The organism is Nitrospira sp. Kam-Ns4a, assembly GCF_965152595.1.
This window is the reverse complement of the sequence record NZ_OZ224218.1, coordinates 1326729-1350600: the sequence shown is the minus strand read 5'-3', so window position 1 is coordinate 1350600 and position 23872 is coordinate 1326729. Positions and strand designations below refer to the sequence as shown.

General features: G+C 67.0%; 27 protein-coding genes and 3 pseudogenes. 16 read left to right on the top strand and 14 right to left on the bottom strand.

Annotated elements, in window-relative coordinates:
* Nucleotides 1-173 precede the first annotated feature (173 nt).
* The gene (locus ACWHYQ_RS06770) at nucleotides 174-734 is read left to right on the top strand and encodes a Uma2 family endonuclease (protein ID WP_447974948.1); all 561 of its coding nucleotides are present in this window, start codon (nucleotides 174-176) and stop codon (nucleotides 732-734) included.
* Between the two features lie 570 nt (nucleotides 735-1304).
* Here ACWHYQ_RS06770 and ACWHYQ_RS06765 read toward each other — a convergent pair.
* The 6 genes and pseudogenes from ACWHYQ_RS06765 to hutH all read right to left on the bottom strand — a co-directional run bounded on the left by ACWHYQ_RS06765 (nucleotide 1305) and on the right by hutH (nucleotide 6217).
* Nucleotides 1305-1556 (bottom strand): hypothetical protein, encoded by a 252-nt coding sequence (locus ACWHYQ_RS06765; RefSeq protein WP_447974947.1) that lies wholly within the window; start codon nucleotides 1554-1556, stop codon nucleotides 1305-1307.
* Nucleotides 1553-2098, bottom strand: a pseudogene (locus tag ACWHYQ_RS06760) (IS607 family transposase). Before ACWHYQ_RS06760 ends, ACWHYQ_RS06765 begins: the two are co-directional and overlap by 4 nt.
* Nucleotides 2099-2119: 21 nt before the next feature.
* Nucleotides 2120-2539 carry a hypothetical protein gene (locus ACWHYQ_RS06755; protein ID WP_447974946.1) on the bottom strand — a complete coding sequence of 140 codons (420 nt, stop codon included), beginning with the start codon at nucleotides 2537-2539 and terminating at the stop codon, nucleotides 2120-2122.
* A 53-nt stretch (nucleotides 2540-2592) separates the two neighbouring features.
* Nucleotides 2593-4287 (bottom strand): urocanate hydratase, encoded by a 1695-nt coding sequence (gene hutU, locus ACWHYQ_RS06750; protein ID WP_447974945.1) that lies wholly within the window; start codon nucleotides 4285-4287, stop codon nucleotides 2593-2595.
* Complete coding sequence (locus ACWHYQ_RS06745) at nucleotides 4284-4679, bottom strand: hypothetical protein (protein ID WP_447974944.1); 396 nt, start codon at nucleotides 4677-4679, stop codon at nucleotides 4284-4286. Before ACWHYQ_RS06745 ends, hutU begins: the two co-directional genes overlap by 4 nt.
* Entirely contained in the window at nucleotides 4676-6217 is a 1542-nt protein-coding gene (gene hutH, locus ACWHYQ_RS06740) for a histidine ammonia-lyase (protein WP_447974943.1), read from the bottom strand. The genes ACWHYQ_RS06745 and hutH overlap by 4 nt, the downstream gene beginning before the upstream one ends.
* 92 nt (nucleotides 6218-6309) lie before the next feature.
* Here hutH and ACWHYQ_RS06735 point away from each other — a divergent pair, with 92 nt between their 5' ends.
* The 5 genes from ACWHYQ_RS06735 to ACWHYQ_RS06715 all read left to right on the top strand — a co-directional run bounded on the left by ACWHYQ_RS06735 (nucleotide 6310) and on the right by ACWHYQ_RS06715 (nucleotide 12052).
* The gene (locus tag ACWHYQ_RS06735; protein ID WP_447974942.1) at nucleotides 6310-6723 is read left to right on the top strand and encodes a PGPGW domain-containing protein; all 414 of its coding nucleotides are present in this window, start codon (nucleotides 6310-6312) and stop codon (nucleotides 6721-6723) included.
* A 77-nt stretch (nucleotides 6724-6800) separates the two neighbouring features.
* Nucleotides 6801-9470 carry a DNA polymerase I gene (polA, locus tag ACWHYQ_RS06730; protein WP_447974941.1) on the top strand — a complete coding sequence of 890 codons (2670 nt, stop codon included), beginning with the start codon at nucleotides 6801-6803 and terminating at the stop codon, nucleotides 9468-9470.
* Nucleotides 9471-10454: 984 nt separating this feature from the next.
* Nucleotides 10455-10880 carry a hypothetical protein gene (locus ACWHYQ_RS06725; protein WP_447973708.1) on the top strand — a complete coding sequence of 142 codons (426 nt, stop codon included), beginning with the start codon at nucleotides 10455-10457 and terminating at the stop codon, nucleotides 10878-10880.
* Nucleotides 10881-10919: 39 nt separating this feature from the next.
* Entirely contained in the window at nucleotides 10920-11711 is a 792-nt protein-coding gene (locus tag ACWHYQ_RS06720) for a group II intron maturase-specific domain-containing protein (RefSeq protein WP_447973707.1), read from the top strand.
* Nucleotides 11712-11734: 23 nt separating this feature from the next.
* Complete coding sequence (locus ACWHYQ_RS06715; RefSeq protein WP_447974940.1) at nucleotides 11735-12052, top strand: HEPN domain-containing protein; 318 nt, start codon at nucleotides 11735-11737, stop codon at nucleotides 12050-12052.
* Nucleotides 12053-12123: 71 nt separating this feature from the next.
* Here the strand turns inward: ACWHYQ_RS06715 and ACWHYQ_RS06710 are convergent, their stop codons facing one another.
* The 3 genes from ACWHYQ_RS06710 to ACWHYQ_RS06700 form a co-directional block, all read right to left on the bottom strand.
* A complete protein-coding gene (locus ACWHYQ_RS06710) occupies nucleotides 12124-12507 on the bottom strand; it encodes a type II toxin-antitoxin system VapC family toxin (RefSeq protein WP_447974939.1) in 384 nt (127 codons plus the stop codon).
* Complete coding sequence (locus tag ACWHYQ_RS06705; protein ID WP_447974938.1) at nucleotides 12504-12785, bottom strand: AbrB/MazE/SpoVT family DNA-binding domain-containing protein; 282 nt, start codon at nucleotides 12783-12785, stop codon at nucleotides 12504-12506. Before ACWHYQ_RS06705 ends, ACWHYQ_RS06710 begins: the two co-directional genes overlap by 4 nt.
* A gap of 405 nt (nucleotides 12786-13190) precedes the next feature.
* Nucleotides 13191-13952, bottom strand: coding sequence for a transposase (locus ACWHYQ_RS06700; RefSeq protein ID WP_447974937.1), 762 nt, complete (start codon nucleotides 13950-13952; stop codon nucleotides 13191-13193).
* Nucleotides 13953-14158: 206 nt separating this feature from the next.
* On the opposite strand from ACWHYQ_RS06700, the gene ACWHYQ_RS06695 reads away from it, so the two are divergent.
* Together ACWHYQ_RS06695 and ACWHYQ_RS06690 are read left to right on the top strand one after the other, a co-directional pair.
* Nucleotides 14159-14419, top strand: a complete 261-nt coding sequence (locus ACWHYQ_RS06695; RefSeq protein WP_447974936.1) for a DUF433 domain-containing protein — start codon at nucleotides 14159-14161, stop codon at nucleotides 14417-14419.
* Between the two features lie 209 nt (nucleotides 14420-14628).
* A complete protein-coding gene (locus ACWHYQ_RS06690) occupies nucleotides 14629-15738 on the top strand; it encodes an ISL3 family transposase (RefSeq protein WP_447975537.1) in 1110 nt (369 codons plus the stop codon).
* 321 nt (nucleotides 15739-16059) lie between these two features.
* Here ACWHYQ_RS06690 and ACWHYQ_RS06685 read toward each other — a convergent pair whose 3' ends face one another.
* The gene (locus ACWHYQ_RS06685) at nucleotides 16060-16494 is read right to left on the bottom strand and encodes a type II toxin-antitoxin system VapC family toxin (protein WP_447974935.1); all 435 of its coding nucleotides are present in this window, start codon (nucleotides 16492-16494) and stop codon (nucleotides 16060-16062) included.
* Nucleotides 16491-16739, bottom strand: coding sequence for a type II toxin-antitoxin system Phd/YefM family antitoxin (locus tag ACWHYQ_RS06680; RefSeq protein ID WP_447974934.1), 249 nt, complete (start codon nucleotides 16737-16739; stop codon nucleotides 16491-16493). Before ACWHYQ_RS06680 ends, ACWHYQ_RS06685 begins: the two co-directional genes overlap by 4 nt.
* A gap of 261 nt (nucleotides 16740-17000) precedes the next feature.
* On the opposite strand from ACWHYQ_RS06680, the pseudogene ACWHYQ_RS06675 reads away from it, so the two are divergent.
* Together ACWHYQ_RS06675 and ACWHYQ_RS06670 are read left to right on the top strand one after the other, a co-directional pair.
* Nucleotides 17001-18267: pseudogene (locus ACWHYQ_RS06675) on the top strand (IS256 family transposase).
* Between the two features lie 94 nt (nucleotides 18268-18361).
* Nucleotides 18362-19516 (top strand): nucleotide sugar dehydrogenase, encoded by a 1155-nt coding sequence (locus tag ACWHYQ_RS06670; protein ID WP_447974933.1) that lies wholly within the window; start codon nucleotides 18362-18364, stop codon nucleotides 19514-19516.
* 570 nt (nucleotides 19517-20086) lie between these two features.
* On the opposite strand, the gene ACWHYQ_RS06665 is transcribed toward ACWHYQ_RS06670, so the two are convergent.
* Both ACWHYQ_RS06665 and ACWHYQ_RS06660 read right to left on the bottom strand, forming a co-directional pair.
* The gene (locus tag ACWHYQ_RS06665) at nucleotides 20087-20347 is read right to left on the bottom strand and encodes a hypothetical protein (protein ID WP_447974932.1); all 261 of its coding nucleotides are present in this window, start codon (nucleotides 20345-20347) and stop codon (nucleotides 20087-20089) included.
* Nucleotides 20337-20612 carry an AbrB/MazE/SpoVT family DNA-binding domain-containing protein gene (locus ACWHYQ_RS06660; protein WP_447974931.1) on the bottom strand — a complete coding sequence of 92 codons (276 nt, stop codon included), beginning with the start codon at nucleotides 20610-20612 and terminating at the stop codon, nucleotides 20337-20339. The genes ACWHYQ_RS06665 and ACWHYQ_RS06660 overlap by 11 nt, the downstream gene beginning before the upstream one ends.
* Nucleotides 20613-21439: 827 nt before the next feature.
* On the opposite strand from ACWHYQ_RS06660, the pseudogene ACWHYQ_RS06655 reads away from it, so the two are divergent.
* The 6 genes and pseudogenes from ACWHYQ_RS06655 to ACWHYQ_RS06630 form a co-directional block, all read left to right on the top strand.
* Nucleotides 21440-21797 (top strand): annotated as a pseudogene (locus ACWHYQ_RS06655) (HEPN domain-containing protein); the annotation flags it as partial.
* A 9-nt stretch (nucleotides 21798-21806) separates the two neighbouring features.
* Complete coding sequence (locus tag ACWHYQ_RS06650) at nucleotides 21807-22151, top strand: nucleotidyltransferase domain-containing protein (protein ID WP_447975536.1); 345 nt, start codon at nucleotides 21807-21809, stop codon at nucleotides 22149-22151.
* On the top strand, nucleotides 22148-22375 hold the full coding sequence (locus ACWHYQ_RS06645) for a type II toxin-antitoxin system HicB family antitoxin (protein ID WP_447974930.1): 228 nt from the start codon (nucleotides 22148-22150) through the stop codon (nucleotides 22373-22375). The genes ACWHYQ_RS06650 and ACWHYQ_RS06645 overlap by 4 nt, the downstream gene beginning before the upstream one ends.
* A complete protein-coding gene (locus ACWHYQ_RS06640; RefSeq protein WP_447974929.1) occupies nucleotides 22372-22602 on the top strand; it encodes a type II toxin-antitoxin system HicA family toxin in 231 nt (76 codons plus the stop codon). Before ACWHYQ_RS06645 ends, ACWHYQ_RS06640 begins: the two co-directional genes overlap by 4 nt.
* Nucleotides 22603-22829: 227 nt before the next feature.
* A complete protein-coding gene (locus tag ACWHYQ_RS06635; protein WP_447974928.1) occupies nucleotides 22830-23054 on the top strand; it encodes a hypothetical protein in 225 nt (74 codons plus the stop codon).
* Nucleotides 23051-23302 carry a type II toxin-antitoxin system RelE/ParE family toxin gene (locus tag ACWHYQ_RS06630; RefSeq protein ID WP_447974927.1) on the top strand — a complete coding sequence of 84 codons (252 nt, stop codon included), beginning with the start codon at nucleotides 23051-23053 and terminating at the stop codon, nucleotides 23300-23302. The genes ACWHYQ_RS06635 and ACWHYQ_RS06630 overlap by 4 nt, the downstream gene beginning before the upstream one ends.
* 165 nt (nucleotides 23303-23467) lie before the next feature.
* On the opposite strand, the gene ACWHYQ_RS06625 is transcribed toward ACWHYQ_RS06630, so the two are convergent.
* Nucleotides 23468-23818, bottom strand: a complete 351-nt coding sequence (locus ACWHYQ_RS06625) for a PIN domain-containing protein (protein ID WP_447974926.1) — start codon at nucleotides 23816-23818, stop codon at nucleotides 23468-23470.
* Nucleotides 23819-23872: the final 54 nt, after the last annotated feature.

The window sequence follows — 23872 nt, the reverse complement described above, 5'->3', positions numbered from 1 at the left end:
TTCCATGGTTTTAGGAACGGCGTGTGGTGCGGTATCTGCAGGGAAGCCGGTCATGGCGTGCAGCGGCGATTGCGTCGGTGGATCGGTGTGTGACGCAGGCTGGAGCGGCCGTTGCTTGCCTCACCCATGCCCCGAATGATAGCCTTGCGGGCAGACGGTAGAGGAGGGCGGCGATGGCGGTTCAGTTGTCCAGACGGCTGTTCACGGTCGAGGAATATTACCGGATGGCCCAGGCAGGCATTTTGAGCGAAGACGATCGGGTGGAGCTCCTTGACGGGGAGATCGTAGAGATGAGCCCGATTGGGAGTCGGCATGCGTCCTGCGTTGATCGGTTGATGCGGTGGTTTGATCGCCGGGTTGGCGATCGCGCTATCGTCCGTGTCCAAAACCCGATTCGCCTGGGGGAGCACTCGGAGCTCCAGCCGGACCTGGCCTTGCTCAAGCCTCGGCCTGATTTCTATGCAGAGGCTCATCCCTGCCCGGCGGATGTGCTGCTCCTCATCGAAGTCGCTGAGACCTCGGCTGACATAGACCGCGAGGTCAAACTCCCTCTCTATGCGCGCTCTGGGGTAGTAGAGGTCTGGCTGGTGGACCTTTCGACGGAACAGGTGGAAATCTACCGAACGCCTGCCCCCCACGGCTATCAAGAATGCCGTACCCTCAGGCGCGGCGACCAGCTTGCGCCGCAGGCCCTCCCGGATCTCGCGTGCTCTGTGGATGCCGTCCTGGGCTAACGCCCGTGTCTTTGCTCGGTTTGATCGAGCAGTCGTTTCTGGCCCTGGCGGCCCTCCCGTTTGTTCGTGGGTCCGCCGTGACGTCCTCTGGGCCTGAGCGCACGGTCCCCGCCAGCGACGCCTCGTTCACGCATGCCGAACCGTCGCGCTTGCCGTTTCGCTTCCTCCGTCACCTGAGTCCTCGCCCTTGCTTCATGTGTGGACCGGAGTCAAGGGTAATGGGCGTTCGGGAACATGGGTAACACATTGCATTCATCCAATTGGATGGCGGAGGTCAACTTCAGCGACCTGGTGATGGCAGAAGAACACCGCAAAGCGTCCGTCGGGCGTGAGGGGGCTCAGCGCAACAGGAGAGCCGCGCAGCGCCTTGCTGAGCCTGAACGTGCGGCCATGATACGAGAGTTCTCCCGCGGCCTGGATCCGGCGCACGGTCTCCTCGGGACCGTATGCGATGGGGGGCAGCCGCTCCGGGAACGTTCGTTCGCGTGGCCGGTAGCGGCTCGCTGGCCCCCTGTGCGTTGGCACAGACGTGCAGCAGGAGGTTGAACCGGGAATGATCGTCCAGGATGGTCAGCGGATGACAGTGCCCCGTGGGCCGTGGGCCCCCCTGAAGTCCATCTGCCACCGATCATTCGGGACCGCCTGCTCAAAGCGCACGTAGGCCGTATGCTGGGAAGACTCGGCCGGCTCGATGAGCCGGGGGCGATGCAGGATCGCCGTCACCGTGCGGGGAGCCGGCCCGGCCTGAGAGCCCAGGGGCACCCGCCGTCGGGCGAGCTTGCGGCCACCCCCGGCGGGATGCTTCGTCCGCAAGGCAATCACCGCCGCCTCGATCGCCTTCTCGGCCGCCGCCCGGCGGCGCGGCGGCCGGAGAGCCGGGCGCCGCGCGCGTCAGCACGTCGAGCATGTCCTGTACGAGATCGTCCTTCACCTCGTCCGGCTTCCTCACAACAAGCCGCCTCCCGGAGACGGCAAGCGCAGCTTCGATGTACTCCGACCCGAACTGCGCCACCAGTCCCGGTGCTCGACGATGACGGCCCCGTACCCGGGCGCATGCAGCACCGAGAGCAGGCCCCTGCAGGACCGTTCAGCCCGCTTCCCATCTCGGCGACGACCGTGGCGACCGTGATCCTCTTCTCCGCAGCAAACGCGGCGAGCCGCGCCACCTGCCGGTCCAGGTCAGCCTTCTGGTCGGCGGATGCCCCCCGGGCGTTCAGAACGGCGCCCGTCCCCTTCCGCTCCGGCACGTCGTTCAGAATCGTGCCCGACGGCAACTGACGCGCCGGAACAGGCAGATGGCCAGGCTTCCACCAGAGCCAGGCCGTTTTGTAGGAGATGCCGTTGGCACGCGCCCAGTCGGACAGCTTCCTGTAGAGATTTTACCGCTAGATGAACAGGGTCGTCTCGGCCGTGGAGGCGAGGGCGAGGATCGCGGGCAGCCCCATCACCTCGTCCACGTGCTTGGCCACGACCTCGGGGTCCACGCCCATGTATTCGAGCCCCGCGCTGCAGGCGACGAGCCGGAACTGCCCCACCTGTCTGGCTTGCTGAAACATCTCGGAGATCGTCGGCACCTGCTTTTCCCGGAGGAGCCGGGCGACCTCCTGAGCCTGCCCGCTGTATTCAGCCGGGAAATCGTACTCATCAAGCCGGCCTTCGGCGAGTTTCTTGATGGTCCAGAAGAGGAGCACGACTGTGACCTCCTTGCCCATGGCGGCGGCGGTCAGGCCGATCGTGGCCACCTGGTGGAGCTTGTCGTAGGTGGCGTTGTGCGCGTAGATGATAAAGCGCGGGTGGTGGCTCACGGCCGCTCCGGTCCATGGGTGATGGGGAAAAGTCGGGGGCGGCGGTGAGCGGATTATAGCGCCCGATCCGGAAGGTGACAAGCGCTACCGCTGGGGGGCATGGGCAGCGGGAGGCGATGGCGGGCGGCGGCCGCGATCGCCTCGTCGTAGCCGGCGTCGGCGTGGCGGAGGATGCCGAGCGCGGGATCGTTCGTGAGCACGCGCTCCAGCTTGGCGGCCGCCTCCGGCGTGCCGTCGGCGACGACGGCCTGGCCGGCGTGCAGCGCGTAGCCGATTCCCACGCCCCCGCCGTGGTGGAACGACACCCAACTCGCGCCCGAGGCCGTGTTGAGCAACGCGTTGAGGATCGGCCAGTCGGCGATCGCGTCGCTCCCATCCCGCATGGCTTCCGTCTCCCGGTAGGGCGACGCGACCGACCCGGCGTCCAGGTGGTCCCGGCCGATGACGATCGGAGCCTGCACGCGGCCGGTCCGCACCAGGTCGTTCAGCCGGAGCCCCATCGCCGCCCGCTCGCCGTAGCCCAGCCAGCAGATCCGCGCCGGGAGGCCCTGGAACGCCACCCGCTCGCGCGCGAGCCGGATCCAGCGCTGCAGCGAGTCGTTCTCGGGAAACAGGGCGCAGGCCGCCTCGTCCGTAGCGGCGATGTCGCCCGGCTCGCCGGAGAGCGCCACCCAGCGGAAGGGGCCCTTGCCCTCGCAGAACAGCGGCCGGATGTAGGCGGGGACGAAGCCCGGAAAGGCGTAGGCGTCCGCCACGCCGCGCTGGGCGGCCATGGTCCGGATGTTGTTCCCGTAGTCGAAGACCACCGCGCCCGCGCGCTGGAAGTCCAGCATGGCCCGCACGTGGGTCGCGATCGCGTCGAGCGCGCGCTCGATGTACTCCGCGGGGTTCCGCCGGCGGAGGGCCGCGGCGTCCGCGAGCGAGAGGCCCGCGGGGATATAGCCGTTCAGCGGATCGTGGGCGGCGGTCTGGTCGGTCACGAGATCGGGGACCACGCCCCGGCGAACGAGTGCCGGGAGCACCTCGGCACAATTGCCAACCAGCCCGACCGAAAGCGCCTGGCGCGCGGCCCTGGCTTCTTCGATCCACGTGAGCGCCTCATCAAGCGAGGCCGTCATCCGGTCGCAGTAGCGGGTCTTGAGCCGCCGCTCGATCCGCGCCGGGTCCACCTCCACACACAGGATCGCCGCGCCGTTCATCGCGGCGGCCAGGGGCTGGGCGCCACCCATGCCGCCCATCCCGCCGGTCAGCACGAACCGGCCCGCGAGATCGCCGCCGAAGTGACGCCGGGCGGCGGCGGCGAAGGTCTCATACGTGCCCTGCACGATACCCTGCGTCCCGATGTACATCCAGGAGCCCGCGGTCATCTGCCCGTACATGATCAGGCCCAACGCCTCCAGCCGGCGGAACTCGTCCCAGGTCGCCCAATGGCCCACCAGGTTCGAGTTCGCGATGAGCACCCGCGGGGCGAAATCGTGCGTGCGCAGCACGCCCACGGGCTTTCCGGACTGGACCAGCAGCGTCTGGTCGTGCTCCAGCGCGCGCAGCTCACGGACGAGGGCCTCGTAGGCGGTCCAACTGCGCGCGGCCTTGCCCGCGCCGCCGTACACGATCAGCTCGCGCGGGTTCTCGGCGACCTCGTCGTCGAGGTTGTTCATGAGCATGCGCAGCGCGGCCTCCTGCGCCCAGCCCTTGCAGTGCAGGGCCGGCCCGCGCGGCGCCCGGATGGAACGGCCTGGCCCGCTCATTTGCGCTTGGTCACCCGGCTTTTGACGCCGTTGATGAAGGCCTCGATCGCGGCGTCCACCTCGCCGGCCGACATCGCGCGGTCGTGCGTCTCGCTCTCGTCCACCAGGTAGGTCCCGTTGTCAAGCTCCTGCCGGACGATCACGGTGTTCTCCGCGGTGACCTCGATCATCATGAACCATTCCTTGGCCCCCTGCTTGATCACGACCTCCTTTCCCAACCCCTTCTTGGTGACCTCGATCTGAAGATCGCCGTCCCCGCGGCCGGCGGGGGGCTCGGGAGGGGGGAGGGGCTCGGCGGCCACGCCCGGGCGCGGCCAGGCCAGGAGCAGGAGGAGAGCTGCGGTCAGCAGGCTCAACGGCGGACGACGGTGCAGGGTCGGCAACCGGCTCATAACAGGCTCCTCGGTGCAGGTGAGCGGGACGTTGCGAGGATCTCGCTGAAGGTGTCGCTCGCGATCAGGCTCCGGACCCGTTCGATGTCCGGCGCCAGGGCACGGTCCCGCTCCAGCCGTGGGACCACCCGGCGGATCGCACGGATCGCCCGCCGACTCCCGGCCCCCGGCTGGAGGGGGCGGTGAAACTCCACGCCCTGCGCGGCGCAGAGCAGCTCGATTGCCAGGATGGACTCGACGTTGTCGAGGATCTGGCCGAGCTTGAGCGCGGCGCCCATCCCCATGCTGACATGGTCCTCCTGGTTGCCGGAGGTCGGGATCGAGTCCACGGAGGCGGGATGGGACAGGACCTTGTTTTCGGAGGCGAGCGCCGCCGCGGTCACCTGGGCCAGCATGAAGCCCGAGTGCAGGCCCGGGTGCGGGCTCAGGAACGGCGGCAGGTCCCCGTACTCGGGGTTGGTCAGGCGCTCGATCCGCCGCTCGGAGATGCTGGCCAGCTCGGTCATGGCGATCGCCAGATAGTCGAGGACGAGGCCCAGCGGCTGCCCGTGGAAGTTGCCCCCGGACAGGACCTCGCCGCTCTCGGGGAAGACCAGCGGGTTGTCCGTCACGCTGTTCAGCTCGACGAGCAGCGTCTGGCGGACGTGCGCGAGCGCGTCACGGACGGCCCCGTGGACCTGGGGCATGCACCGCAGGCTGTAGGCGTCCTGGACCCGCGGACAGTGCAGGTGCGACGCGCGGATCTCGCTGCCCGCGACCAGCGCCCGCAGGTGGGCGGCGACCGTCGCGTGGCCCGGGTAGGGCCGCAGCCGGTGGATACGCGGATCGAAGGCCACCGGCGTCCCCTTGAGCGCCTCCAGCGACAGGGCACCGGCCACATCGGCCACATCGGCCAGCCGCGCGCAGCGGCGCAGGGCCAACAGCCCCAGCGCGAGCATGGCCTGGGTGCCGTTGACGAGCGAGAGCCCCTCCTTGGCCTGCAAGTCTAGGGGTTTGAGCCCGATCTGCGCAAGGGCGTCGCGTCCGGCGTACCGCCGCCCGCCGACGAGCGCCTCGCCTTCGCCGACCAGGACCAGCGCGAGGTGCGCGAGCGGCGCCAGATCCCCGCTCGCACCCACGGAGCCGCGCGAGGGGATCACGGGCAGGACGTCGGCGTTGAGCAGCGCAAGCAGGGTCTCGACGACGACCGGACGGACCCCGCTGTGGCCGCGCGCCAGCACGTTGGCGCGGAGCAGCAGGATGCCCCGGGTCTCCGCGCGCCCGAGCGGCGCGCCGACCCCGGCGGCGTGGCTCCGCACGAGGTTGAGCTGCAGCTCCGCGATCTCGGCCGGGGCGATGCGCTGGTCCGCCAGCTTGCCGAACCCCGTGTTCACCCCGTACACCGGATCGGGCCCGGCGGCGGCCCGCTGGATCACGGCGTGGGCGCGGGCCATGCGCCGCTTCGCCCGGGGATCGAGCCGCACGGGCCGGCCATCGAGGGCCACCTCGTAGAATCCCGCGAGCGTGAGGTCCGTTCCCGTAAGGACCAGCGGCTTCACAGGGCCGGATTATAGCGATGCCGCGCGGCCTCGTAAACCGACGGTCGCCCGGCGCCTTGTCACCGTCCGACCCCCGGTGCTAGGATGCCGGCGTGATTGACCTCGTGCTGTCGCAGGAAGTCCTGCTGGCCTTGTTCCTCCTGTCGGTGGTCGGCTTTGTGGGCACGCTGATCGCGATTCCGTTCATCCTCGTCCGGTTGCCGCCCCACTATTTCGACGAGCGGCACCCGCGCGTCTGGCTGGAAAACCACCACCCGGTCCTGCGGCTCGTGGGGCTGACCATCAAGAACGTGGTCGGCCTCGTGTTCCTGCTGGCGGGCCTCGCCATGCTGTTTCTGCCCGGCCAGGGCGTGCTGACGATCCTGATCGGGCTGTCCTTGCTGGACTTTCCGGGCAAGCGCGCCCTGGAGCGCAAGCTCGTCGGCCAGCCGACCGTGCTCAAGGCGATCAACGCCCTGCGCGCCAAGTTCGGCCGGCCGCCGATGACGGTCAAGCCCGATCCGTGAGGGGGCGAGGGGCACGGGGCGCGAGGCGAGCGGCCCCGCGCAGATGCCTCCTTCGCCGCTCGCCCGAGTTGGCTGCGATGGCGACGTTATACCTCATTGACGGGAGCGCGTACATCTACCGAGCCTACTTCGCGCTGCCCGCCCTCTCGAACTCCCAAGGCGTTCAGACGAACGCCGTGTACGGCTTCACGACGATGCTGCTCAAGATCCTGCGAGAGCACCAGCCGGAGTATCTCGCGGTGGTCTTCGACGAGAAGGGGCCGACCCAGCGGCACGACGAGTTTAAGGCCTACAAGGCGAACCGCCCCGAGATGCCCGAAGGGATGGCCGCGCAGATCCCTTACATCCACCGGGTCGTCGAGGCGATGGGGCTGCCGGTGGTCCGGGCGACCGGCTATGAGGCGGACGACCTCATCGGGACGCTCGCTCGCAAGGCGGAAGCCGCAGGGTTCGAGGTCGCCATCGTCACCGGAGACAAGGACATGTTCCAGCTCATCACGCCGGCCGTGCGCCTCTACGATCCGGTCAAGGATCGGTGGTTCGGGGAGGCCGAGTGCCGCGAGCGGTTTGGCGTCGAGCCGGCGCGGGTGGTCGAGATCATGGGGCTGATGGGCGACGCCACGGACAACATTCCGGGCGTGAAGGGGATCGGGGAGAAGACCGCAGTCAAGCTCATCGCGGAGTTCGGGACGCTCGAGGAGCTGCTCCGGCGGCTCGCGGAAGTCACGCCGCCCAGGACCCGTGCACTGCTCGCGGAGCAGGCGGAGCAGGCGCGCCTGAGCCGGCAGCTCGCGACGATCCGCGTGGACTGTCCGGTGGAGTTCAAGCCGGAGCGCTTCCGTGTCTCCCCGCCGCCGTCCGAACCCCTCGTCGCGCTCCTGCGAGAGCTGGAGTTCTCCTCGCTGCTCAAGCTGGTACACCCTGCCGCCAGTCCTGCGGAGGGCCTGGGCGGGCAGGTCGAGACCCTGCAGGACCGGCGAGCCGCGCAGCGGTTCGCCGAGGAGGCGATGGCGGGCGAGGCCATCGGGCTCGCCTGCGTCCTGGCCGGCGGACCCGGGCACCACGCCGGCTTTCCGGTGGCGCAGGCGCTCGCGGTCAGCCTGCCGAGCGGCGCCGCGGCGTTTGCGGCTCTGTCCGACGGAAAGGGCGCGCCGGCGCGGCTCGAGCCGATCAGGGCCCTCCTGCAGGACGGGCGGCCGATCAAGGCGGTGCATGACCTCAAGCCCACCCTGCTGGCGCTGCGCCGGGCGTCGATCGAGCTGCGCCCGCCCTGGTTCGACACGATGATCGCCGCCTACCTGCTCAACCCCAACCGGCGGAGCCCCTCGCTGGAGGCGGTCGGGCTGGATGTCCTGGGCTATCGGCTCGGGGCCCGGGCCGGCGCGGCGTCCCGCTCGGCCGCGCCGCAGTTGTTTCCGGACGCCGACCAGGTCGTGCCGGAGCAGGCGGCCGAAGCCGCCGCCCTCACGCTCCGCCTGGTCCCCGAGCTCAGGGCGAGGCTGCAGGACCAGGGGAGCCTCCGGCTCTTTGACGAGGTCGAGCTGCCGCTCGTCCCTGTCCTGGCCGAGATCGAACAGAACGGGTTCAAGCTGGACGTCGCGGCGCTCGCGGCGCTCAGCAAGGAGCTGGAGCGGGAGCTGGACCGGATGATGGAGGGGATCGCCCGGCTCGCCGGCGGGGAGTTCAACATCAATTCCCCCAAGCAGCTCGCGACGGTGCTCTTCGACAAGCTGAAGCTCAAGCCGATTCGGAAGACGAAGACGGGCTACTCGACGGACGAAGAGACCCTGACGCAGCTTGCGACCCAGCACGAGCTGCCGGCCCAGATCCTCGGCTACCGGACGCTGAGCAAGCTCAAGTCCACGTATGTGGACGCGCTCCCCGCCCTGGTCAACCCCGAGACCGGCCGGCTGCACACCTCGCTCAATCAGACCGTGGCGGCGACCGGGCGGCTCTCCTCGACCGAGCCCAATCTCCAGAACATCCCGGTCAAGGGCGACTACGGGCTCCGGATCCGCGAGGCCTTCGTCGCGGAGCCCGGGCACTTGCTCCTCGCGGCGGACTACAGCCAGATCGAGCCGCGCATCCTCGCGCACCTGTCGCGGGACGAGAAGCTCCTGCAGGTGTTCGAGCGGGGCGAGGACATCCACATGGCCACCGCGGTGGAGATCTTCAACCGGCCGCCGGCGCAGATCACGCGGGAGATGCGGCGCGCAGCGAAGACCGTGGTCTTCGGCATCCTCTACGGCATCAGCCCCTATGGCCTCTCCGTGAACCTGGGCATCTCCCAGCAGGAGGCCAAGCAGTACATTGACACCTATTTCGAGCGCTACGCCGGCGTGAAGGCGTTCCTCGACCGGACGATCGAGGAGGCCCGCCAGCGGGGCTACGTGACGACGATCCTCGGCCGGCGGCGCCCGATCCCGGAGCTGGCCAGCTCCGACCCGACCCAGCGGAGCGTCGGCGAGCGCATGGCGGTGAACAGTCCGATCCAGGGCTCGGCGGCGGACCTGATCAAGGTCGCGATGATCGCCGTGCACCGCCGGCTCAAGGCTGAGCTGCCCGGCACCCGGATGATCCTCCAGGTCCACGACGAGCTGATCTTCGAGACCCCGGAGGGCGAGCTGGAGCGGGCCACGCAGCTCGTCCGGACCGAGATGGTCGGGACGGGCGTCCGCCTCGGCCTCTCCGTGCCGCTCAAGGTGGACGTGGGCGTCGGCCGCAACTGGCGCGAAGCGCATCCGTAGTGAGGGGACATGACAGAGGCCTGCCGATGCCCGCGCCCGTGTGGACGCCACGGCCGTGAGTCTGAAGTTAACCCTGATCCGAAAATATTTGGCACGCGGAACTGCGTAAGACAGAGCGGGTGGCGTGGCGAGCGGGTCTCCCGTCGCCCGCAGCGGAAGGGGCGAACCGCACAGAGACTCGCGCCGACCCAGCGCACAAAAGAGCGGCTGTGCGCCGATTGTGGAGCGCCCCCCACGGGGGGGACGGGTGGAGCGAGGACGACGGGGGTGATCGCCATGACAGGACCCGCTGGAGCTGGTGCAGGCATCAGCGATTATTTTCGGATCAGGGTTGTGCGCCCAGCAGGGCGCTTCTCTTGCGGGTGAAAGTCCCGCCGCACCCTCGCAGGGGGGATGCGTAGACAAGAGGCCGGGCCAGGCCCCGGCGGCCGTCCCTCCTCGAGGGGCGGAGGGCAGGGGGGCCCCCGCGAGGGGGAATCCGAAGGGCCTGCGGCGACCCTCCGGGCCGTCGCCGAGGCGAGAGCCAGGGCGAACCGGTCGGCCATGACCGCGCGGAGCCGAGCGGGCAGCCTGACAGCGAAGGAAAGACCGGCGGAGCGCGGTCCGAGACACGGGGTGTGCGGACAGCACGGAGGGACAGAGGAGCGTCTGACCTGGGGAGGGCTCGTGGTGTCTCCGATGGTGTGCAGGCCCGCGGGGCCGAAGAGCCGGAGGGGCAAGGCTCGCTAGAAGGCGCCGCCGAAGTGTCGGGCCGATGCACTACGAGCAGTCAGGGCTCCCAGAGTCGGGAGGACGTGTCGTGAGAACGGCCCCGAGCGAAGGGGAGTCCCCGAACGGGAGCGACCGCGAGCCATGGCAGGGAGTACCGTTCTGGAGGCGAGGGAGGTTCCTGTGGGAAAGCCGCCGGTCCCAGAGCGGGAAGGACAGAGCCATGGGCCGAGGGGACGCTCGCCACGAGGACCGCGGAGGAAGCCCCATAGTCTCATGGGCCAACGGCTGGCCCCGCGGCGGGTGCGGGCGGCGGGTGCGACCGTCCGCGCCAATCGGGGCGAGCCCGGCGTCGATGGCGTCACGGTGGAGGCCGTCGGAGAAAACCTGGAGGCCAACCTGGCGACGCGCAGCACCGAGCTGCGAGCGAAGACCGATCGCCCGCGGCCGGTGCGCCGGGTGTGGATCCCGAAGCCGGACGGGCGGCATCGGCCCCTGGGGATCCCGGCCGTCCGGGATCGGGTGGGGCAGCAGGCGGTGCGCCAGGTGCTGGAGCCGATCGTCGAGGTGGAGTGCTCGCCTCACAGCCAGGGGGTGTCGGCCGGGACGGGGTCCGGTCCCGGCGCGGCGCGATCTGTACGGGCACGTGCGGGACGGCTGCATCTCCTGCGTGGATGTGGACATCGAGCCGTGCTTCGATGAGATTCCGCACGAGCCGTTGATCGACGCGGTGCGGACCGGGTGGCCGAGGGGAGCGTCCTGCGGCTGGTGCGCCTGTTCCTGGAGACCCTGATCCAGGACGGCGACCGGCTGGGACGGCCCCGGGCCGGGACGCCGCCAGGCGGCGTGATCAGCCCGCGGTTGGCCAACAGCTACCTGGCCAAGCTGGACCGGGTGTGGGACGCGGAGGGGGTCCGGTTCGTGCGCGAGGCGGAGGAGCTCCGACTGTGTAGTCGGAAAGCACGGGCCGCGCGGCAGGCCCTCCACCGCACCACGGCGGTCCTGGCAACCCTGGGGCTGCGGCTCAATCCGAGGACGACCAAGCTGGTCACGCTTCACCAGGGAGTCGACTTCCTGGGCTATCGGCTGATCCAGCGGAAGGGACATCTCAACGTGTCCCTCGCCCCGAAGGGGGTCCGCCGCTTCCGGGCCGAGATCCGCCGCGTGACGCGGCGGACGGCAGGGGTGGCCCTGCGCCCGTTGGTGCCCCGGCTGGATCGGTACGTCCGAGGCTGGGGAGAATACGTTAAGCGCGCCCAAGTGGCCGGGGTCTTTGACCGGCTGGATCGCTGGATCACGCGGCGGCTGCGTGCGTTCCTGGCGACGCGGTGGCGCAATCAACTTTGGCGGCGCTATCCGGACCAGGTCTTCTGGGCTCATCTGGGGCTCACGCGGCTGTACGCCTTGCGTCGGGACTTCATCCGCACTCGTGGGGTCCGGCCTCGGGCCGGCACCCGGTCGGGAGAGCGTAGTGCGGGAAAGCCGCACGCTACGTTCGTTCGGGGGACGGAGCCGTCAGTCTGTCCATTTTGAGGGCGGCTCCTCCTACCAGCTAGGTGGTCTGGTCCAACATTCGCGGGGCGTGCTTCCATGCGCAGCAGGCTGTTGAAAAGGCCTTGGAAGGATCCTTGTTGCAACGAGGGTGGGAATTGGAGCGGACGCACACGCTCAGAAAACTGACCGCTGATGGGAAGCACTCTGGATTGCCGGATGTCTTGGAGGAGGAAGACGTCGATCTGGTCGATCGCGTGTCTCGCAGTCGGGATTCGGGCGAGGAAGGTTTGCTGCCGACCAGTGAGCACACGCCGGATGAGGCGCGCCGTATCGTCTCGGCGGCCCCACGGGCCCTGGGCATGCTTTTACCGAAGGGATAAAAGGCCATGGGGTCGCGTGAGGGGCTCTGTACCTTCGCTCGACCCATGGCAGGAAGCCGAGCGGCGTTTCCTTACCGAATCAGACGCACGACCACGTCAAGCTTTAAGCTCCTCCACATCCGATCGGCAGTGAGCACGGGCTTCCGGAGGTGTTGCCCTAACGCGAGACAGGCGCGGTCCCCCAACGAGAGACCGTACTCGCTCGTCGAGGGACGCAGGAGACCCGCGCGGAATGCCAGAGTCTCATCGAACGGAACCGTCTTAAGCCCTAACTCGCTGATCACGGTCCGAATGGTCGGCTCCGGCATTCCCGCTTCCGCGAGTTTGCTCACGACTTCAGCGAGGTTGACTGTACTGATGACGGCCGTTTGGAGCAGGGAGGCGACGAGGTCTGCTCCCAGTTCGTCATTGAGAAGGGCCAGGACGGCCGTGGCATCGAGAACCGTTTCGTTCACGACCGTCCTGACATCGTCGTGCGTTTGCGCGTGCCGAGCCGGACTTCTTGGCGGCGATCCTTGAGCAGTTCTTCTGTCAGCGTGCGACCTGGCGGCACATACTGGCGTACGAGGGATTGGGCCCGTTTGACGGCCTGGTGAGGCGTGATCAGCCGGACTTCGTTCTCTTCAAGAAAGAGCATGACGTCATCTCCCGGTTTCAGGCCGAGTGCCTCGCGGTAATCGGCGGGGATGACGACTCTGCCGCCTTGACTCAGATGCGTTCTGAATGATTTCATGTGTCACCTTTGCAAATATGTGACATGATGATATTAGCATGACACAACTCCACCGGCAAGCCATGGCGTGGTTCCTTTTTCTCTGCCCGGTTACCCGTTGCTCTTCGAGATGCAAGGGGTGATGGAGAGGGTGAAAGTGAATGACCAGGGGTTGGTGCGGAAGATAGGCATGACCATCGTGCTTTCAAGCAGGTAGACTGCTATGCCAACCCGTCCAAGCGCTGCCAATTTCCCCCTCACCCCAGCCCTGTCCCCCGCAAAGCAGGGGCGAGGGACATTCTCAGTTCTGGACCTACAGAAGATCCTGAAGAGCCCGTTTTTATAGACGCTTCCGCAGCCGACGCGCGGCTGTGTAATGCCCCCCGTTTGTCAAGACACTTTTGATGGTGCTGAGAGTGAGTCATCCTACGCAGCGGCTTGGGCCGCCTCCTGGCTGCGGAGCATCGCCTCGAATTCCAGCGGGCTCTTGTAGCCGAGCGCCGAGGGCACGTCGCGCTCGTGGTCCTCCACCGTGATCCAATGGCGGATCGCCTCGCGCGCCTGCTCCAGGCTCGTGCACGCCTGCAGCCAGAGCAACTCTTCCTTGATCGTGCGCATCAGGCGCTCCGTCTCGGCATGGCCCTTGGGGTTGTCGTCGCTGGTGAAGACCGGCTCGATCCCCAAGACGCTCATGGCGGCCATGAAGTCAGTCGCGGTGGGCTGGCTCCCGTTGTCGGAGACCAGCTTCAAGCCGGCTCCCCGGACCCCGTTCGGGCATGCGGCCTGGACCGCCTGGGCCAGCGCGGCCTCCCACTCTTGCCGGCGGCTGCGGAGAGCCAGGTCCCAGCCGACGATCTTCTTGGGGTCCCAGTCCAGCACGATGACCAGGTACACCCAGCCCAGGGTGGGGATCGGGCACGTCGTCCTGTCGATCCCCCAGTCCTGCCGGGGACGAGTGGCCGTCGGCTTCGCCCTGGGCGTCCGCGTCGCCGCGTGGCGTGCCCGCTTGACCGTCAAGCCGGCCTCCCGCATCAGCCGGGAGCCCCGCTTCGTCTTGACCGGGAGGCGCTCCCGATCCCGCAGCCAGGCCCACACCCGCCGATAGCCCCAGAAGGGATGAGCCTGGCTGATCGGGCGGATCCGCGCCAGGAGCGCCTCATCGGAGGGATTCGGCACAGCCGTCGGCACCGGGCACTCTTGCCGAGCGGCCTAGGAGCCGCTGCGAGACAGCCCGAGGATCTGAGCAAGCTAGTATTTGACTCCTCAGTCAGTGGCGGTCAAGGTTGAAGCTACGTGGTCAATGATTCCGAGTCTGAAGGAAGGCCGGCATGCACCCGAATCGCCGGCCTGACGTGGGAGTGCGCGGCGTGGACTGGCTGATCGGTGCGTGAGCCGTGATTGGACCACGTCGGCCACTGTCCGAAAGGTCAAGTCCTGAGTTTTACATCGATCCGAAGGTGCATTTCGGGAAGCCTTGTGTGGCTGGCACCCGTATTCCCGTGGAGGAGGTGCTCGGCTTGATCCAGGAAGGGGTTCCTTTCGAGGAGATCGCGCACAAATACTATCCCGATCTGGAGATCAAAGATGTCAAAGCCTGCGCTTGGCACGCGGCTGAGATGGTGTGGTCAGAAGAGATCCATGTGAGAGCGCCGTGAAGGTCTTTCTGGCTCTTCAGGAAATTGTGTGGGTCACGGATCCCTCTTGCGCTATGCTCGGTTCCTCGAAAGGAGGACCCGAGCGATGCGCGACGTTGAACGCTCTGAAGCTGTGCTGGGGCTGCAGGCCCCGTGGACCGTGGCCAACGTGGAACTGGACGTGAAGGGACAGCCGGTGACCGTCACCGTGGAGGCCGGACCGGGGCCGTATCCCTGTCCTGAGTGCCAGGCGCCGGTCCCAGGCTCTGATCGCAAGCGCCGGCGGTGGCGGCATCTGGAGTCCTTGCCAGTTCACCACATGGATCCAGGCGGACCTGCCCCGCGTGAGCGGTCCGACCCATGGGGTCAAGCAGATCGCGGTGCCCTGGGCCGAGCCGGGGAGCCAATTCACCGCCTGGTTCGAACGCCTGGCCATCGACCTGCTCCGCGAGTGCTCGGTCACAGGTGCGGCCGGGCTGCTGCGCATCACCTGGGATGAGGCCTGGGGGATCAAGGAGCGGGCCGTCGCGCGGGGGCTCAGCCGTCGCACCCGGGACGTCGTCGCGCACCTCGGTGTCGAGGAGAAGGCCATCGCGAAGGGGCATCGCGACCTGACGGTGGTGGCCGATCTGGACCGCAGCCGCGTGCTCGATCTGGCGGAGGACCGGAAGCAAGAGAGCCTCGATGGCTTCTGGGCGACGCTGACGCCCGAGCAGCGCGCGGGGATTGAGGCCATCGCGATGGACAGGTGGGAGCCCTACGTCCAGTCCACCCACGCCCATCTCCCCGAGGCCGAGACGACGAGCGTCTTCGACAAGTTCCATATCGCCAAGCACCTCCATGACGCCGTGGACCGCGTGCGCCGGGTCGAGCATCGGACGCTCAAGCAGGACGGGGATGCGCGCCTGACCGGCACCAAGTACCTCTGGCTCATGCGCCCCAAGGACATGACCGCCGAGCAGCAGGCCACCTTCCGGACGCTGCAGCGCAGTGAGCGGACGGTGGCCCGGGCCTGGACCCTCAAGGAGCGCTTCCGCCCGTTCTGGGACGATGCCTCCCCCGGTGCCGCGCAGAACTTCTTTGCCCGCTGGTTCTGGCGCGCCACGCACAGTCGGCTGCGCCCAATGGCCGCCGTCGCCCACCTGATCCGGCGCCATCTTCCGAATGTGTTGACGTATCTGAGGCATCGGCTCACCAACGCGGGGCTGGAAGCGGTCAAGGCCACGATCCAGTGGGTCAAGAAGACCGCCCGCGGCTTCCGCAACGTCGAGCACTTCAAGACCGCGATCTACTTCCATTGTGGAGGATTGGATCTCTATCCAACCCACACGAAAGCCTGAAGAGCCGTCTTTCTAAAGCCCCCCAAAACGCCCGGCGTCATCGTACTGCGGGGTAGCCCCGGGACGAGTGAGGAAGTCCATCGAGAGCTGGAACGCTTGTTGGAGGAACACGAAGAGGAAGAGTTGAAACGGTCGTTCTACGTGGTCGAGCCGGACCGGCATCAGATTCGTCGCCTGCCAGGGAGGTAAGGTGAGCTGTGCACTCCCCATGTGGTCGAACCTTACAGACGCAACGACGCCATCGACGCAATAGACGCACCGACGCGATGGCCGCGACGAGCGTGATAGACGCAATGGGCGCACCGGCAGACCGCGGGGAGGTTACGCCAACGAGACCCCACAGGCACTCGCCGCCCGTTTCAGCGTCTGGTCCAGCGTCGCCAAGGGTAGGCCGTAGGTCGCAGCAAGGTGGAGATAGGCGGCATCGTAGGCCGAAAGTGCCTGCTCCCGAGCGAGGGAGAGGATGCTCCCCATGTCGTGCAGAGACGGCTCGGTTCCCTCGATGATGATGGGGAGCCTCCCAAGGAGTGTGAGAAACCGTGCCGAGTCAGCAGGCCGGAGCCGCCGTTTGCGCTCGCTCACCAGGAGGGCGTTCGTGACCTCGAGAGGCCAGATGGCCGGGACGAGAGCCGGCTGGCCGCTTAGCCGTTGCAGGATCCGGTCGGCGTACCCGGCCCCCTGGTCTTCGAAGCACCACGCGACGGTGACCGAGGCGTCGAGAACGAATCCGGCTTCGGCCTCGCCGTGGGGGCTCAATATCTGCGCCCCTCCTCGATCAACTGGTGCAGAGCAACCCGACCCAGTCTGTGTTTCTGGCGGAACTGCCGCAGTTCCTGGAGGACCTCGGCGGTGGCTCGCTTGGATGCGCCACCGGCGGGCGCCAGCACCGCCCGAGGGGCGCCGTGGCGCGTGATCGTGATGCGCTCCCCCTTCGCCACGCGGTCGAGCAGTTGTGCCAGGCGGGTCTTCGCCTCGTATGCCCCGACAGTGTGTGTCTTCATTATCGTTGTCACCGTAGTTTAGGCCAGTCGTAGACCAGTCTAAACGGGACTTCGCCGGCTGTCAACTCGGCCGCTCCGCCGAACCCCCGGTCTGACTGAAGGCAAGGTCGAGTTTGGACTAGGCGCCCAGACGCGATCGCTCAGGCGAGGGTCTCGAACGAGGTATGATCAAAAGGTGTGGAAATAGGAAACAGGCGGTGGCAACCTTTCGGGTGACGAAACCCAGCCGGAGCGAGTCCGGCCATGAAAGGAGGCACCGCCATGCAGGAGCAGAACACAGGAACCGAGTCTGCGTCAAGCCAGGCGTGGTGGGACCATCTGGAGGAATGGGCGCGGGGCCACATCCAGCGGTGGTTGCAGGCGCTGTTGGAGGAGGCAGGCACTGCGCGGGTGGGGCGGAAGAAATCGGAGCGCCGGGCGGCCGTCGATGCCCCAGAGGGGTCCCGCCATGGGGATGGCCAGCTGCGGAAGCTGGCGCTCACGTGCGGGACGATCACGGTGCGGCGGCCGCGGGTGCGCGGGCGGGCCGAGCGCTTCGTCAGTCGGATTCTGCCGCTGTTCAAGCGGCGGACGAAGGAGGGGGGCGAGCTCCTGCCCCGCTGGTCCCGGCATGGCCTCGCGCACGGGGACTTCGAGCTGGCCTTGCGGGGGCTGCTGGGCGAGGGGGCGCCGCTATCGGCGGCTTCCCTCCAGCGGCTCAAGGTCCAATGGCAGCAGGAGGACGACGCCTGGAAGCAGCGCCGCTTGGATGACCTGGAGGTCGTGGACCGTCTGGGCGGACGGGCTGTCCGGGAAAGCCGGTCTGGAAGACAGCCAGGCGGCGCTGCTGGTCCTGATCGGCGCGCTGACTGATGGCCGCAAGGTCGTCCTCGCGGTGGAGAGCGGCCAACGCGAGTCCCAGGAGTCGTGGGGGGCCGTGCTGCCGGGGACCCGCCTGGCGGGTGTGCGGGCACGGGGGCTGAAGCCCTGGCGTGGCCCGGTGGCCGATGGGCACCTCAGGATCTGGGCCGCCTTGGCCGAGCAGCAACCGACGGCCGCCGAGCAGCGGTGCTGGAACCATAAGATTCTCAACGTGCTGGACGCCATGCCCAAGAAGCTCCAGGCGGAGGCGAAGGCCTTGCTGACGGCGATGCCGTACGCCGAGACGCAGGCCGAGTGCGAGCGCCTCCGGGACCGGTTCAGCCGCCGGTACCAGGGGCTGGCCCCGAAGGCCGTCGAGCGGTGACCGGCGGACTGGGCACGGCTCGTCACGTGCTCTCAGTTCCCGAGAGCGCAGTGGCAGCATCTCCGGACGACCCACGGGGTCGAGTCCCCGTTCGCCGCCGTGCGGCTGCGGACGACAGCCGGGAAGCGCTACAAGCGCGTCGAGTCCGCCACGGCGTTGATCTGGACACGGCTCCAAGTGGCCGAGGGTCACTTCCGGCGCCTGAATGCGCCGGAGCTGCTGCCCCTGGTCTACGCCGGCGTCCAGTTTGTCGATGGCGTGAAGGCATCAACCAGCGTGACCCAACAGGAGGTCGCCGCCTGATTCCATTTACACACCTATTGACAAGACCTCGTCTCGAACCACTGCGTCGCAAAATCACTCTTGTCCAAATTAGAGTGTTTTGAAGGTGGCGCGGGTGAACCGCGGCGAGAACTACATCTCGGATGTGGACGCCGCCGAGCTGCGGCAGGCCGTCGAGGCGGGGCGGCTCTCGGCCACGGGGGACTTCCGGGCGCTTCGGGATTGCGACGTCGTCCTGATCTGCGTGCCGACCCCGCTGACCCGGAACAAGGAGCCGGATATCAGCGCCATCGTCAAGGTCGCCACGGAGCTGGCCACCTGCCTGCACCCGCAGATGCTGGTCGTCCTGGAAAGCACGACCTACCCGGGCACCACGGAGGAGGTGCTGGTGCCACGGCTGACGGAAAGCGGGCTCAAGGTTGGGCAGGACCTCTACGTGGCGTTCTCGCCGGAGCGGGTGGATCCCGGCAACCGCGCCTTCAAGACCCACAACACCTTCAAGCTCGTGGGTGGCGTGACGCCGGCCTGCCTCCTGCACGCTCAGACGTTCTACGAGCACTCCGTCGTGAAGATCTTCCCCGTCTCTTCCCCGCGGGTGGCGGAGCTGACCAAGGTCTTCGAGAACGTCTTCCGGTCCGTGAACATCGCGCTGGTCAACGAGCTGGCCCTGCTGTGCGACCGCATGGGGCTCAACGTCTATGAAGTCATTGACGCGGCCGCGACGAAGCACTTTGGGTTCATGCCCTTCTATCCGGGGCCGGGCGTCGGCGGCCACTGCATCCCGCTGGATCCCTACTACCTAGCTTGGAAGTCCAAGGAATACGACCTCCACACGCGCTTCATCGAGTTGGCCGGCGAGATCAACGAGAGCATGCCGTATTACGTGGTCGCCAAGCTCCAGCGGCTGCTGAACCGGCGAGGGCACTGCCTGAACGGGGCCGACATCTTCGTCCTGGGCGTCACCTACAAGGCCGATGTGGCCGATCCGCGGGAGACCCCGGCGGCCAAGGTCATGGTGCTGCTGCAACGGGAGGGCGCGCGGCTGACCTACGCGGACCCCTACACCCCGACCTTCGAGGTGGAGGGGCACCTCTATGACGCCGTCCCGGTCACGGAGGAGCGCCTCCGCGGCTGTGCCTGCGCGCTGATCCTCACGGCGCACTCGGCCTTCGACTACGACGCCATCGTCCGCCACGCCCCGCTGGTCTTCGACACCCGGGGCGCCATGCGCGGGGTGCCCGGGCCTAAGCGCAACGTGGTCCTCCTCTGACCCGATCCCCCCACGCCGCCCACTGCCCGCAATAGATGCGACGACGCAACAGACGCCGTGAAAGCGAACGGGCCCGCAAGTCCCGAAGCCATCGCGGCGGTCCGCCGGATGACGGAGGCGCAGGTCCACCGGGGCGGGCCGGGCGGAGAATCTGGCCCTACCGGGTCTCCCGGCGATAGCGGGTGCCGGAGCTCCCCTACGGCCACCGCTTCCGGTCGCAGACGGACACCGGAGCCGATGGCTGGCTTCCGAGAGCGGGCGGTCGAGGGGTGCGGCGGATCGTGGGGCACAGGGTCGGCGAGGAAGAGGCAACGTACTCCTACCGCTCTTGCCGGAGTTCGGCGAGCTGGACTTCGAGGCATTGCACCGGTACTTCGCCTTTCTCTGGTGGCCGGGTGAGAGGACGCTGCCCAAGCGCGGGCGGTGGCATGCTGGAGAAAGGGCGTGGGTTTCCCTCGCAAGCGCAGGGCGTACATGGTGGCCCGCAAGGATGCGGGTACCTCCAAGGGTGCGGCTAGAGCGAGACTTTGGAGATCCGGGGTACCGAAAGGCAACGGGGAGAGAGGCACACTACGTGCCCAAGACATCTTGGTGGGTTCCTATGGCCGTAATGACGATGCGGGTCTTGTCTCGGAAGTAGGTTGCTCGGTAGTTCATGGTCACGCTGAAGGCCCACTGCTCCGAGCCCCTCAGCTTCTCGTTGCGCAGGCTGGGATGGGAGGGATTGGCAGCGAGCCGTTCCAACGGCTCCCAGAATTTCAACCGAACTTCCTTGGGGAGGTCGTTCAGGGTTCGCAGCACGGATGCAGGGATGACGAGGTCAATCGCCAAAGTGTTTCCGGGCCTCTTTCACGGATTTGAAGACCTTGACCTTCCCCCTCTCGAGGTCCTTTCGGGATCGGGCAATCTGCTCCTGCCAGTCCGTGGCCCAGAACCATGCCTGGTCTCTTGGAATCTCGAGCATCGGGCGGATCACGATCTTCCCGCCCTCGGCTTCAACCTCCACCCGCTCTCCGATGGTCAAGGGGATCTTGGCGCGAACCTCTTCCGGAATCGTGACCTGGTATTTGTCGCGGACTTTGACAGTGGTCCCCATAGCGCATTCACCCTGGCCTTTGAATTCCTACTGTATTACTATAATACAAATCATACGGCCCGTCTCGTCGGCCGTCAAGGGGCCGCTGTGAGGCGCCGACGTGCGGTGAGCGGACTCTAGGCTGGAACGCGAGCACGGAGACGGGGCGCGGGGGTGGGTCCCGTCTTCGGAGAGCTAGAGACCAAGCGATGTAGACCGTCGCGCAGATTCGACGTCGCGCTGGCTTTGCGACCACCGCTCTGAGCAACTCAGACTGCTGGTGCGCCCGGTTGCGTTTGGGGCCTATCGCTCCCTGCTGCAGGGCGGGTTCCTGGACGGTCGGGAGGCGTTCATCTACCACGGGTACAGGCCCTGGTGGGGCCCGCTGTCGCCGACGCCTCATGCTGGGAACTGCGCCAGCAGGATTGCCTGGGTAACGCCAAGGACTGAAAAAGCGGATGGGCGGCGGCGCTCGGGTCTCGTGAAGGACAGTGCGGTGTGGTAGACTGGGGACACCGAAGCGGCGGGCTCCAGGCCGAGAAGACAGACAGGCTCTTCCCGGCCATCCTCCACAGGGCGCTGCCTGTGGCAGAGCACCTCGAGGGAAGCATACCGGAACGAGATGACCCTTCAGCGAACCGTCAAAGCGGTGCTCCGGCGCGGTGAGCGCCATTACGTGGCGGAGTGTGTCGAACTGGCCGTCATGACCCAGGGGAAGACGGTGGATGACACGTTGGCGAACCTGCAGGAAGCCGTCGCGCTCCATCTCGAAGGGGAGGACCCCGCGTCCTTCGGTTTGGCCCCGACTCCCACCATCCTCGTCACCATGGAGCTGGAGCCGGGGGACGTGCTTCGCGGCGCAACAAGCAGCCGAGAAGGCCGTCAAGGCCCGCCGTCTCCATCTGGGTCAAGAAGCGTGGGGTCATGTGGTGGCGAACCTCCTGGTCGAGCTTCCCGCTTCGGCGAAGCCGCCGCGCCAGATGGTGGAGAAAGCTCGGGTCCTCGACTCTTCCTCCGTTCCTCCGCGATTTCCCAACAGTCACCCGGAGGCTCCCGTACGAGCACTACGGAGAGCTAGAGAGCAAGGAGGCGATTCGCTATGCCCGTGAGATCGTTGAGTTCGCCCGTTCTCGGCGGGCGCTCGCCTGGAGAGGTCGAGCGCAGCGTACGCGAGTGGGCTGCTGCGATTTCCCGGAGCAAGCCTGAGGTGTCCGAATCGGTTATTGCGGCTCGTACGCGAGAGGGGAGGCTGGTGCAGGGAGCGACCTCGATCTGCTGGTCATCGTCGGGCGCAGCCAGAAGCCGTTCGAGGAGGTCGATCTCCTGGGATGCGACGGCCCTGCCGGTCCCCGCGGACGTTCTTGTCTACACGGTGGACGAGGAGAGGTGGCTGGAAGGGGGCCGGCTCCGCGGGAGGCTCGAGCAGGACACGTTTTGGGTGTACCAGAGGGCGACTGGAAAGGAGAGGGCCGCTTCGTACGTGGCCGCTTTCGACGGCCACCTCCCCGTCGCAACGACGCAACCGACGCAATAGGGGCCACCCGGAGGTGTGAGGGATGAAAGTCTACGACTTCAAGGTGATCTTGGAGCCCGACGAGACGGGCGGCTATGTGGTGACGTGCCCGTCCCTGCCTGGGTGCTACACGCAGGGAGAGACCGTCGAGGAGGCGCTGAAGAATATCCGCGAGGCGATCGAGCTATGCCTTGAGGATACGCGGGCGCAGGGAGAAGAGATCCCCGACCCGACCGGAGTGTTGATCGGCAGCGTGGTTGTGACTGGGTGAGCGCGAAGCTTCCCGTCGTCTCGGGCCAGGACACGATTCGGGCCTTTCAGCGCCTGGGCTACGAAGTCGTCCGGCAGCGTGGAAGCCACGTGCGGTTGCGTCACCCTCACGACCCAGGACGCAAGCCTCTCACGGTAGCTGCCCATCGCAGTTTGAAGCCTGGTCTTTTACGGAAGTTGATCCGCGACGCGCAGCACGAGGTGGAGGAGTTCGTTCGGCTCCTATAGGCACGGTGTAGGGACCGGCACGGGCCCGCAAGTTCTGCAGCGAGGCGACTTGTCGGGTTCTCCGAGTCCGAGTCCGAGTTCAGAGCGGGTTCGAATGGAATCAACCACACATCCCGGATGCTCTCCAATCTCATCAAGCACCTCTCTACGACGCAACCGACGCTATCGACGCAACCGACGCGATAGACGCAATGACGCGATAGACGCGATGAGGAGGTGAAAGCGAGATGAGCAAAACGACGAGAGTGCCGCGCTTCCAGGAGGTCATTGAAATGGTGGAGGCCCTGCCGCCCGATGATCAGGCGTTGTTGATGCAGATTATCCGTCAGCGTTTGATCCAGCACCGGCGTACTGAACTGGCTGCAGATATCGCTGAGGCCCGTGAGGCCTACCGACGAGGCGAGATGCGGCGAGGCACGGTGGCCGATCTGATGGCGGAGCTGGCGGAGTGAGGTCCCTCATCTGGAGCGCGGCGTTCGTGCGGGCCTTCAAACGAGCTGTCCACCGCCAGCCCGATCTGCGGACGAGGGTTGAGCGCACACTACAGCAGCTTGCCGAGGACCCCTTCCACCCTACGTTGCGCAGCCATAAATTGAAGGGTGAACTGGCCGGGACATGGGCTTGCACGGTGGACTACGATAACCGTATCCTCTTCGACTTTGTCCAGAATCCAGAGTCAGGCGAGGAAGAGATTCTGTAGTTGACCATGGGCACCCATGATGAGGTCTATTGACCTGCGCGTCCCTATTCTCCAATCCGACATCCGAGTTCCGAAATGTCTTGAGCTCCCGGACCTATCGGTGGATCGCCGCACAATGAACGCAATGACGCAACAGACGCGATAGACGCGATGGACGCAACGGGGTCAGGACGAAGGGGCCTCGAGAAGATCAAGGAGTTGAGCCGGCGTGACTATTCGGGTCGTGCCGTGAGATCCGAGCGGGACCAGATGGGCTTTGTCTCCGGTGACCAGGAACTCGGCGTGAGCGGCGAGGGCGCATTCGAGGATGCGGTTGTCGTCGTCCTTGGCGGCGATCACGGTGATCCGCTCGGCGGGCTCAACCAGATGGGCCATGGTGCGAATGGCCCTGACGCGAGCGTCGGCCTCCTTTTTGCTGAAGTGGAACTTCTGCCGCAGAACCCGGTCCAGCTCGGACAGGATAAAAGGGGAGATGAGAGCCTGTTGCTCAAACCCATGATTGAACCCTTTGGTCACCAGAAATTGTATTGTGCTCCCATCTGGGCCACTCGCTGCCGAGCCCGCGAGGGA